The 8349-nt window shown below is 55.8% G+C and carries 9 protein-coding genes and 1 pseudogene; 6 read left to right on the top strand and 4 right to left on the bottom strand.

Translation table 11 applies throughout. The features are described 5' to 3' along the window. The first annotated feature begins 238 nt into the window (after positions 1 to 238). From ABYT07_RS17145 to folD, 4 genes are all read left to right on the top strand, one after another. The gene (locus ABYT07_RS17145) at positions 239 to 1405 is read left to right on the top strand and encodes an ATP-binding protein (RefSeq protein ID WP_372993254.1); all 1167 of its coding nucleotides are present in this window, start codon (positions 239 to 241) and stop codon (positions 1403 to 1405) included. Continuing rightward, positions 1402 to 1821 carry a response regulator gene (locus ABYT07_RS17140; protein ID WP_372993253.1) on the top strand — a complete coding sequence of 140 codons (420 nt, stop codon included), beginning with the start codon at positions 1402 to 1404 and terminating at the stop codon, positions 1819 to 1821. The genes ABYT07_RS17145 and ABYT07_RS17140 overlap by 4 nt, the downstream gene beginning before the upstream one ends. A gap of 218 nt (positions 1822 to 2039) precedes the next feature. Then, complete coding sequence (locus tag ABYT07_RS17135) at positions 2040 to 3716, top strand: formate--tetrahydrofolate ligase (RefSeq protein WP_372993252.1); 1677 nt, start codon at positions 2040 to 2042, stop codon at positions 3714 to 3716. A gap of 94 nt (positions 3717 to 3810) precedes the next feature. After that, positions 3811 to 4713 (top strand): bifunctional methylenetetrahydrofolate dehydrogenase/methenyltetrahydrofolate cyclohydrolase FolD, encoded by a 903-nt coding sequence (gene folD / locus ABYT07_RS17130; RefSeq protein WP_372993251.1) that lies wholly within the window; start codon positions 3811 to 3813, stop codon positions 4711 to 4713. On the opposite strand, the gene ABYT07_RS17125 is transcribed toward folD, so the two are convergent. Next, positions 4710 to 5108 carry a DUF2306 domain-containing protein gene (locus ABYT07_RS17125; protein WP_372993250.1) on the bottom strand — a complete coding sequence of 133 codons (399 nt, stop codon included), beginning with the start codon at positions 5106 to 5108 and terminating at the stop codon, positions 4710 to 4712. The genes folD and ABYT07_RS17125 overlap by 4 nt on opposite strands. Positions 5109 to 5221: 113 nt before the next feature. On the opposite strand from ABYT07_RS17125, the gene ABYT07_RS17120 reads away from it, so the two are divergent. Further along, positions 5222 to 5953 carry a LytTR family DNA-binding domain-containing protein gene (locus tag ABYT07_RS17120; RefSeq protein WP_372993249.1) on the top strand — a complete coding sequence of 244 codons (732 nt, stop codon included), beginning with the start codon at positions 5222 to 5224 and terminating at the stop codon, positions 5951 to 5953. Here ABYT07_RS17120 and ABYT07_RS17115 read toward each other — a convergent pair. Both ABYT07_RS17115 and pdeM read right to left on the bottom strand, forming a co-directional pair. Further along, positions 5950 to 6369, bottom strand: coding sequence for a PaaI family thioesterase (locus tag ABYT07_RS17115; RefSeq protein ID WP_372993248.1), 420 nt, complete (start codon positions 6367 to 6369; stop codon positions 5950 to 5952). The genes ABYT07_RS17120 and ABYT07_RS17115 overlap by 4 nt on opposite strands. Positions 6370 to 6421: 52 nt before the next feature. Next, positions 6422 to 7087, bottom strand: a complete 666-nt coding sequence (gene pdeM / locus ABYT07_RS17110; RefSeq protein WP_372993247.1) for a ligase-associated DNA damage response endonuclease PdeM — start codon at positions 7085 to 7087, stop codon at positions 6422 to 6424. A 590-nt stretch (positions 7088 to 7677) separates the two neighbouring features. On the opposite strand from pdeM, the gene ABYT07_RS17105 reads away from it, so the two are divergent. Continuing rightward, positions 7678 to 8013, top strand: coding sequence for a cupin domain-containing protein (locus ABYT07_RS17105; RefSeq protein ID WP_372993246.1), 336 nt, complete (start codon positions 7678 to 7680; stop codon positions 8011 to 8013). Between the two features lie 57 nt (positions 8014 to 8070). On the opposite strand, the pseudogene ABYT07_RS17100 reads toward ABYT07_RS17105, so the two are convergent. Then, a pseudogene (locus ABYT07_RS17100) lies at positions 8071 to 8349 on the bottom strand (DNA ligase-associated DEXH box helicase); the annotation flags it as partial.

Raw genomic sequence — 8349 nt, 5'->3', positions numbered from 1 at the left:
GATGTTGTCTATACCTTCAGGAGCATTGGCTGGCGGCTGAAACACGATCGGGTCATGGTGGGTGTGGTCGGGCACTATAATGTGTCCCTCTGATTTTGTGCATTCATTCTTTCGCGGTCCAAACCAAAAGGCCGGTTTGGGTTCGCCCTAGCACCGAGGATGTTCATTTCATCTTAATAGAAAGGACTTAGCCTTTCTGCTAGGGGAAACTGACCGGCCAGAGGGTCCAAGCAACACCGTGAAATTTACTTTGCAAGAACTCGGACTTGTCGATGCGCTGCCCGAACCAGTGTATGATAATCTAACGCAACTTGCAGCACATCTTTTGAAAACGCCTGTTTCGCTTATATCAATTGTTGATTTCGATAATGACTGCCAGTTCTTCAAAAGCCAATTGGGACTTTCTGAGCCTTGGGCCACGGCCCAACAAACACCGCTTTCACATTCGTTTTGCCAGCATGTCGTGCGCAAGGATGCCCCGCTCGTCGTGGACGATGCGCCAAACCACTCGCTGGTCAAAGACAACCTTGCCATTTCGGAACTTGGCGTCGGCGCGTATCTTGGTGTGCCGGTCTACACACCGGAAATGCAGCCCGTCGGAGCCTTGTGCGTCATTGAGGAGAAGGCGCGCAAATGGTCAGACGAGGAAGTCGCATCATTGAAGCAGTTGGCCAATTGCGTGACCGACGCGATCCGATTGAATGCATCACTGAACACAAGCGAGCAATTGCGACAGGAACAGTGTGATTTTACGTACGCGATTTCTCATGACCTGATGTCGCCTGCGAACAACCTGTCGATGCTGTTAAGCGAATTGCAAGAAGAACGACTAAGTACCGAGGGCCGATATTTTCTCAACCTTGGTCTCGCAACGACCATGCGTATGAAGCAACAGGTTCAGGATATACTTGAATACACCCAGACCATAGGGGACAAAGATACGTTCCAAACCGTCAATCTGAACACCTTATTTGACGAGATAGCAGATGACGTGAACGGTGGTTTGAAATTATACGATATTTCATTGGAGCGTGACACTCTGCCGTCGGTGATCGGAAGCCGAGCGCAACTGCGCAGCCTTTTCAAGAACCTCATCAGCAACAGCATTAAATTTCGCGCAAGCAATCGCCCTGCCGTGATCCGGGTCAGCAGTGAGACCGACCCGCTCAACAGGGTCGAGAAAATTACTTTCGAAGACAATGGCATCGGTATCGCGGCCGAGAACCACGAAAGGATTTTCAGGCTTTTCGGACGTCTGCATGTGCGCGAGGATTATCCTGGCACTGGTGTGGGCCTTGCGCTGTGCCGCCGGGTTTGCCTGAACCACCGTGGCACGCTTCGCGTCTGCTCCGAATTGGGGGCTGGCGCAGTCTTTACAGTTTCACTCCCTAGAAAGTCACCATGAACGACCAAGCCAAAATAGGAACCATCATGCTTGTCGACGATGATAAGGTCGACCAGATGATGTACAAGCGGGTGATTAACCGTTCGGGATTGGTCGGAAAAATCATTCCCTTTCAGTATCCCGACGAAGCCCTTGCGTATCTGAAAACCCCTGACTGCGACGAGATCGACGTCTTGCTTTTAGATATCAATATGCCACGGCTCACCGGTTTCGAATTTCTGGAACGCGCGATTGCAGAGGTCGGGCCTGCCTTTGCCAAGGTTGTTGTTGTGATGTTAACGACGTCACTTGACCCCAGCGACAAGAAACGCGCTGCGTCATTCAGCATCGTCAAGGCCTTCCATAACAAGCCGATCACCGTTGAGGATCTGGTGCATATATCTTCCTTGCTTCCTGAGCCTAAGTCTGGAGCCTGATCATTTAGCAAATGTCGTCGCCGAACTGTGGCCGTGCACCGGCACGTTTAGCGGCACAGCAGGGGACCGCTGCGCGGATTCGGTTTCTTAAAAGAAACCTGGCCGTGACACGACGCCGCAACGCGCTTTGGAAATGTCGTAATCCTGACCCACGCCACTGGCGGGCCGCTGTATGCAGGCGATAGAACATGCCGCAGCGGCACTGAATGGGGGATACCATGGCCTTTAAAACTGACATCCAAATCGCGCGTGAAGCGTCCAAGAAACCCATTCAGGAGATTGGCGCAAAGCTGGGGATCAGCAGCGACGATTTGCTGCCATACGGGCATGACAAGGCGAAGGTCTCGCAAAGCTTTATCAACTCGGTTCAGGACCGCACCGATGGCAAGCTGATCCTTGTGACCGCGATCAACCCGACGCCCGCAGGCGAAGGCAAGACAACGACCACCGTTGGTCTGGGCGATGGTCTGAACCGCATCGGCAAGAACGCCGCTGTATGTATCCGCGAAGCATCGCTGGGACCGAACTTTGGTATGAAGGGTGGGGCCGCTGGCGGTGGCTATGCCCAGATCGTGCCGATGGAAGAAATGAACCTGCACTTTACAGGCGATTTCCACGCGATCACGTCTGCGCACAACTTGCTTAGCGCGATGATTGATAACCACATCTATTGGGGTAACGCGCTTGAGATCGACCTGCGCCGCGTCGTGTGGCGCCGCGTTGTCGACATGAACGACCGCGCGCTTCGCCAGATCACGGCATCCTTGGGCGGCGTTTCCAACGGTTTCCCGCGCGAAGCTGGCTTTGATATCACTGTCGCGTCCGAGGTCATGGCGATCTTGTGTCTGGCCCGCGATCTGAGCGATCTGCAAAAGCGTCTTGGCGATATGATTGTCGCCTATACCCGCGAGCGTAAACCGATCTATGCCCGTGACATCAAGGCGGACGGCGCAATGACGGTGCTGCTGAAAGACGCGATGCAGCCGAACCTTGTTCAAACGCTCGAGAACAACCCTGCCTTTGTGCACGGTGGCCCATTTGCGAATATTGCGCATGGCTGTAACTCAGTGATTGCGACCACAACGGCACTGAAACTGGCCGATTACGTGGTGACCGAAGCAGGCTTTGGGGCTGATCTGGGGGCCGAGAAGTTCCTGAACATCAAGTGCCGCAAGGCCGGTCTGGCCCCGTCTTGTGTTGTCGTCGTGGCGACGGTGCGCGCGATGAAGATGAACGGTGGTGTCGCCAAGGCCGATCTTGGGACCGAGAATGTCGCGGCGGTTCAGGCCGGTTGTCCCAACCTTGGGCGTCACATCGAGAACCTCAAGTCGTTTGGTGTGCCGGTCGTCGTAGCGATCAACCACTTTGTCACCGATACCGATGCCGAAGTGCAGGCGGTCAAGGATTATGTCGCTTCGCAAGGGTCGGAAGCGGTATTGTCACGGCACTGGGAGCTGGGCAGCGAAGGATCTGCTGATCTGGCGACCAAGGTGGTTGAAGTGATCGAAAAGGGCGAGGCGAACTTTGCGCCGATCTATCCAGACGAGATGAGCCTTGCCGACAAGATTAACACCATTGCCACCAAGATCTACCGCGCCGATGCGGCCGTGATGGATGGCAAAATCCTGAGCCAGCTTAAGGATTGGGAAGATCAAGGCTATGGTAATCTGCCGGTTTGTATGGCGAAGACGCAATATAGCTTTACCACCGACCCCGAAATGCGAGGGGCCCCAACTGGGTTCAATATTCCGGTCCGTGAAGTGCGGTTGTCTGCAGGCGCGGGTTTCGTTGTGGCGATTTGCGGTGAGATCATGACCATGCCGGGCCTGCCCCGTGTCCCATCGGCCGAAAATATTCGACTGAATGCAGATGGTGATGTTGAAGGTCTGTTTTAAACGCCTATGAAAAGGGCGCGGGGGAAAACCCCCGCGCCCTTTCCTGCCTCCGGCGGGGATATTTAAGAGCCAGAGAAGTTGAAGGACGATTTCCATGACAGCGACAATCATTGACGGCAAGGCTTTTGCGGCGCGTGTACGGGAGCAAGTGGGCGAGCATGTTGCGCGTCTGAAGAACGATCACGGAATTACGCCGGGATTGGCCGTGGTTCTGGTTGGCGCTGATCCCGCGTCCGAGGTCTATGTCCGGTCCAAGGGCAAGATGACCGTCGAGGTCGGTATGAAATCGGTCGAGCATCGGCTTGAGGCGGATACGGCAGAGGCCGATTTGCTTGCGTTGATTGCGCAGCTGAATGCGGACCCCGAGATTCACGGTATCTTGGTACAGCTTCCTTTGCCCAAGCATCTGAACGAAGACTTGGTGATTAACTCGATCGATCCGGCCAAGGATGTTGACGGGTTTCATATTTCGAACGTGGGTCTGTTGGGGACCGGGCAAAAGTCGATGGTGCCCTGTACGCCGCTGGGGTGTTTGATGATGCTAAGGGATTATCACGGCAGTCTGTCTGGTATGGACGCGGTTATCATTGGTCGCAGCAATATTGTCGGTAAGCCGATGGCGCAGCTTTTGCTGAACGACAGCTGCACGGTGACGATCGCCCATTCGCGGACCAAGAATTTGGCCGAAGTAGTACGCCGTGCCGATATCGTTGTGGCAGCGGTCGGTCGCCCCGAGATGGTGCCTGGGGATTGGCTCAAGCCCGGAGCGACTGTCATTGACGTTGGCATCAACCGCTTGGATGCGCCCGAAAAGGGTGAAGGCAAGACGCGGTTGGTGGGTGATGTTGACTTTGACAGCTGTGCTGCTGTCGCGGGTGCTATCACCCCTGTGCCGGGTGGCGTGGGGCCGATGACCATTGCGTGCCTTCTGGCCAATACCGTTACCGCCTGTTGTCGCGCAAACGGGTTGGCCGAGCCCGAGGGATTGACGGCCTAACCACCTGCGATGACTTGATACATGATGCGTCCGGGCAGGAGGGTGAACCCTCCTGCGATCAACAGGGCACCGAAGGTAAGACCTTTCATGCCGCGGGCATGGCGCCGGAATTGTTCTGATCGTGCCGCGCGCACATTCACCACCAGTTGGACAAGCACGAATACAGACAGCAAGTGAATTGGGCTGAACGGTCCAAGCATCTTTATTTCAGAGATCGCAAAGCTGCTAAGCGCAACCACCCCCATCAGGATCACCCAACACCAGCCCATCCAACGATGTGCGCTGGTGCCGCGTTTGAGGCTGAAAATCGCCAGAGTTAGGATCGCCGCTGCGATGGCCAGAAAAGTGTGGATCTGGATGGCAGGGCTTGCATCAAAAAGGGGGGACAGTGACATGAGGATACTCCGTTGCGTTTTGTCTGCTCTGCATGCCAAAGTTACGTGGCAAGCCCCAAGCGGGCTTGCGCGGATTGCGGTGCTGCTGCGTGAAATGCGTTGAAAGGTCGGGGATGTCATACACGCTTCGTGAACGAAACGGCCTTGCGGTGCCGTTTGCTGTGTGGGGGCTTGCGACAGTTTTATGTACCATCGCCGGTCCCTTCGGCACACATGCTGTGCTGGATGTGGTGCCGCGGTTTTTCTACTGGGCTGGCATCGTCGCCCTCTCAGTTTTGGGGACTGCTTTTTGCATCAGGATGGGTGGCATGCGGCCGCGTCGGCGGCGGGCTGTGTTGTGGGCGGGGTATGTTATAACCCTTTCCGGCGCGACCCATCTTGTGAACAGCGCACTCTTCGAAACATGGCAGGGCGCGAGCCATTTTCTGTACTTGCTCGGCATTGTGGGGGTTACCGTGATCGTGGTCCACGGGGCTATTACGTTGGCCAAAAGTGTTTTCGCCCCTGCGGATGACGCTGTTCCCGTGGACATGCAGGCTGTTTTTCTGCGGCGCATCCCGCTGGAAAAGCGCGCACCGTTGATCAGGATGGAAGCGCAAGACCACTATTTGAACGTGGTGACGCAGTCGGGTAGCGCGCTTGTCCTGATGCGCATGCAGGATGCGGTTGACGCACTTGCCGGGGTGGAGGGGCTTCAGGTGCATCGGTCGCATTGGGTTGCACAGGCAGCAGTTGCAGCACACCGCCGCGACAAGGGGCGCGATTTTCTGATCCTGTCAAACGGGGATGAAATTCCTGTCAGCCGCAGTTATCGCCCCTTTGTGCAAGAGGCGGGGCTGATTTAGGCAGGGACAGGCACCATCGTCCCCTGCAAAATTGCGATCAGCGTATCTTTTCCTTGGTCATGGGCAAAAACCTCGGCGGTGACGATGCACAGCCGTTTGCCGGGTTTAATGACCTTGCCGATGGCAATCAGCTTTTCGCCCCGCGCAGGGGCAAGCAGGTTGATTTTTATCTCGGCTGTGACGACTTCCATGTCCAACGGCAACGTCGTCAAAGCCGCATAGCCTGCTGCACTGTCTCCAATCGAAAAGGTCAGCCCGGCATGGCCAAAGCCCTGCTGTTGCAGTGCACCTGGCAAGATCGGAGCCTCGATCCTGATGGTGCCTGTGCCGATATCGACAAGGGTTGCGCCAAAGGTCGCCATCATGGATTGAGCGGCAAAGCTGGTTCTGATGCGTGCTGTGGTTTCTGGTGTCATTGGACGGTCCCTTTTGTGTCAGGCTGGCATGTTTTCGCGACAAGGAAAACATCTAACGCGGCATCGGGATCGCCGTTGGTCGCGGGCCGGTCAGCACGGCAATGGCGTCAAGAGCCAAGAGATCACTCAGCGCATCCGATGTGCTGCGCAGACCCCCCGTGTAGGTACCGAATGCAGGCAGTATCAGCCGCTTTGTATCATAAAGAAACGCCGCCCGCGAAATAGTGCGCCCGCCTAAACTCAGGCTTGCCTTTGGATGAAAGTGCCCGGAAACCTCACCTTTGGCCAAGGGATCCGCGATATGTCGGAATGTCAGCGTCTCAACTGAAACCTTGTCCAGATGGCTGCCGCCGACATCCACGGGGCCGGGATCATGGTTGCCTTCGACCCAGATCCACTGCCGGCCGGCTTGCAGTCGCGCAATCCAAAACCTTACGGCGTCCGGTAGCGCGCGCGCAGCGTCCAGATCGTCAAAGCTATCCCCAAGGCAAATCACAGTTCGAGCTGGATGGCGCTCCAGCTCAGCCTCCAGCCGTGTCAATGTGTCGTGTGTTTCGTAAGGTGGCAAAGCTGCGCCGCCGCGGCGGGCGATCCGTTCCGACTTGCCAAGGTGGAGGTCAGACACGCAAAGCAACTGCTGGTCGGCCCACCAAAGGGCACCAGACCCGAGTGCTGCAAGCTGTGCGCCTGCGAGGGTAAATTCATGACCAACGCTCATCCCGGATTCATCGGGTAAAACAGTCATGGGGGCAAGAGGGCCGAACACTGGCGGTTTTGCGAATTAGAACACTGAATTTGAGTGTTTGAAGAACGGTGAAGCAGAAGACCCCACACCCAAGGTACGATGACCAATTTTCGGGGACACCTCCCCCCTTACGGTCATCGGCTCTCCAGCCTTTACCGCCATGTGAGATTAGCTGAGGAAAGCCCAATAGCTGTTTACCCGCGCATGTCCAAATGTTGCTGCTCGACGTGGAAACGAGCAATCTGTCGTCGGCAGCAAGCTAGGTCCACGTGGCGCAGCCGGGAGCCAAAACATACAGAATGTGAGCTCACTTCACGCCCGCTAAGACACATTCATAAGAAATTCTGCGGATCAGACACGACGAACCTCAATGGTGACATACGATGGCCTGAGGGACGGCGTGCTGGAGTGACACCCGCAGAACTGATCTGGTGTGAAGCGTGACCCAACGAATGGCGGCTCTAAGCCCAACTTGTTGCATGATTTGCAAAAATCCAAACGCTCTGACATCGTTAACCTGTATTGCATCAGGATTGACCAAATCACGCGAACAGGAGACAAATATGCCGTATCCAGATTTTATCAAAGCGTTTCCCGCTATTGATGTGCCGTTTCCCGAAGATGTCGTTCAGACAGCAGTTGTCCGGTCCGACGATGGCCTAGTGGCCTTTTTTACTTTCCTTAAAGATATGGAACTCCCCCCTCACTCTCATGGCGCTCAGTGGGGGACGGTTGTCGAAGGGCAAATCAAATTTACCATCGGTGGAGAGGCAAAGGTCTACAAAGCCGGTGATAGTTACTCGATTCCAGCGGGCGTTGAACACGGGGCTTTTATCAAAGCCGGAACGCGCGTCATCGACGTCTTTGAGGAGGCGGATCGATACGCAATCAAGCAGTAACAGGGGGCCGCTTTGTCCCGCTGAGCAGACCACCACAATTTGCGGACACCCCCAAATTCAATACCCAACCCGCCAGCGTGGTTTGTCTGCGGGTGCCGGAGTGATGTTGGCCAATCCAGATGCTTGCATCAGGCGCTCGGCCTCTTGGGCCAAAAGCCGCTCTTCGGCATCGCCTTTGACTGGAACACGGCCCATTTCCAAGAAAAGCGGTGCGGAGAGGGGGCTGACCCGAGAGAGACGGCGGTGGTCGATGCGGCCATTAACCCGCACCAGCATCTCTTCTATGCGGCCAAAATCAACGAGGCCACGCAAGGCTTCTTCGCGAGTGATGTCGAG

Origin of the sequence: Sulfitobacter sp., from assembly GCF_041552635.1 — a bacterium.
Taxonomy (GTDB): domain Bacteria; phylum Pseudomonadota; class Alphaproteobacteria; order Rhodobacterales; family Rhodobacteraceae; genus Sulfitobacter.
Note: the sequence above shows the minus strand (reverse complement) of the source record. Positions and strands in the feature narration are given on the sequence as shown.

Excerpts from the sequence above, each read along its gene's own strand:
- ABYT07_RS17135 (WP_372993252.1), top strand. The coding sequence starts at position 2,040 with ATGGCCTTTAAAACTGACATCCAAATCGCGCGTGAAGCGTCCAAGAAA.
- ABYT07_RS17125 (WP_372993250.1), bottom strand. The coding sequence starts at position 5,108 with ATGTCACTGTCCCCCCTTTTTGATGCAAGCCCTGCCATCCAGATCCAC.
- ABYT07_RS17120 (WP_372993249.1), top strand. The coding sequence starts at position 5,222 with ATGTCATACACGCTTCGTGAACGAAACGGCCTTGCGGTGCCGTTTGCT.
- pdeM (WP_372993247.1), bottom strand. The coding sequence starts at position 7,087 with ATGAGCGTTGGTCATGAATTTACCCTCGCAGGCGCACAGCTTGCAGCA.
- ABYT07_RS17140 (WP_372993253.1), top strand. The coding sequence starts at position 1,402 with ATGAACGACCAAGCCAAAATAGGAACCATCATGCTTGTCGACGATGAT.
- ABYT07_RS17105 (WP_372993246.1), top strand. The coding sequence starts at position 7,678 with ATGCCGTATCCAGATTTTATCAAAGCGTTTCCCGCTATTGATGTGCCG.
- ABYT07_RS17115 (WP_372993248.1), bottom strand. The coding sequence starts at position 6,369 with ATGACACCAGAAACCACAGCACGCATCAGAACCAGCTTTGCCGCTCAA.
- folD (WP_372993251.1), top strand. The coding sequence starts at position 3,811 with ATGACAGCGACAATCATTGACGGCAAGGCTTTTGCGGCGCGTGTACGG.